Consider the following 1,528-nt stretch of genomic DNA (forward strand, 5'->3'; position numbering starts at 1 on the left):
AAAAGCCACGCCGGTAGCATCCCCGCAACAGGGGATACCTCGGCGTGGTGGTGCAGTAGTCTAACATGTTTAGGAATATCTCACACGCACGAAATTACGGGAAAATTCAGCGGAGGCGTCACAAATTGAGCGAATCATGCGTCCCTTGTACTGGATCAAGGTGCTGGGGCTGGATCTCTTAACAGAATGGATGGGGCAGCCGGTGCCGAGCAAGAGCGCGCTGAAATCTTCCTTGGGTTGGAAATGGACTATCCGGCCTGCAGGGGCTTGCCGGACTACGGGCCGCCCGCATCCCTGCAGGCTCAGGAGACCAAAGGCCAGAGTGGCCGGGACCGCAAGGGAATACGCGCGGTTCGGCTTCATCGAACCGATAATACCATATCCAGAAAGCCGGCATAGCAAGGCTTGCCGCGGCCAGGGGTGTGCTATAATCCCCGCATTATGACGCCGCTCTTCTCGCTTCTGGCCATCGCCTCTTGGTCCTGCGCCGGCCCCAACGTCGCCCTGCAGCTCTACGACGCGAAGCAATGGGACTTGGTCAAATCCGCGTCCGTCGCCTGGGGCGACCAAGCCGCCCCCAGCAGCGTCCTGCTGCTCAAGTCCAAGCGGCCGGCGGGCCGCTCCGGCGTCGGCGATCCCCTGCAGCCCGTGGACCTGCTCGTGGTGCGCGACGGCGCGGTCGTCTATCGCTTCCTGCCGACGTCCCCCAAGACTTCCGCGGAGCCGCAGTCCGTCTTCTTCGTGAAAGACACCGAGAAGAACGGCATCGGCGTCCAAGACGTGACCAATGACGGCAAGCCCGAGATCGTCTTCTACTCAGGGTACAACGGCGCGTCCCGGGACGTCTCGGTCATGCATGTCCTGGGCTATGACCCGGCCCATAAGGCCTGGCGCGAGCTCAAGAAGTTCGGAAGATCCTACGGGTCCGGGCCGGTCGTTGATTTCGACTGGCTCGCGCTCGGCGGCTCGACCTACGGCATCGAGGCGGAGTCCGTCGAGTTCCTGCCCGACGACCCGCTCTCCTGCAACGTCTGCCCCAAGTTCTACGAGTACCGCGTCTACCGCTGGGAGGAGGGGGGCAAGGGCGGCCGGTCATGCTTCGCGCTTCTGGGGACCTTCAACAGCGAGCAGGCCGTGGAAGACCCCATCGCGGGCAACCGCCCCTTCATCCTCGACAGCCTCAAGAAGCTGCACATCGCCGGGCGCCGGGCCCGGCCCTGCCCCTAGAGGCGGCTAGCAGGCTGCTGATAAAGTTCGTTCTGCGAGCGCCCGGCGGCCGTCTGCCGGGCGCAACCGACCCGCGAAGCGGGGCGGCAGAACCCATCCGATAGGTTGCACGAAGGATGGCGCCTTCGGCGCGACTGGCCCAGACAGGCTGCGCCCGTCTGGGCCAGTTCGGGGATGGACTGTTGCCCGCTACCGAAAGGACTGTGTCCGGACCACTCCTGTCCTGGGAAAATCCGTCGCGCGACGCAACAAACCCTGATGAAACAGCCTCCGGTCGGGATTGTCCGACGGAAAACCGGCA

At 63.9% G+C, this 1,528-nt stretch carries 1 protein-coding gene; it reads left to right on the forward strand.

All coding sequences use genetic code 11. The features are described 5' to 3' along the window. Positions 1 to 441: 441 nt before the first annotated feature. The gene (locus NTY77_00005; GenBank protein MCX5793861.1) at positions 442 to 1,227 is read left to right on the forward strand and encodes a hypothetical protein; all 786 of its coding nucleotides are present in this window, start codon (positions 442 to 444) and stop codon (positions 1,225 to 1,227) included. Positions 1,228 to 1,528: the final 301 nt, after the last annotated feature.

The sequence above is a fragment of the Elusimicrobiota bacterium genome (assembly GCA_026388095.1).
GTDB lineage: Bacteria > Elusimicrobiota > Elusimicrobia > UBA1565 > UBA9628 > UBA9628.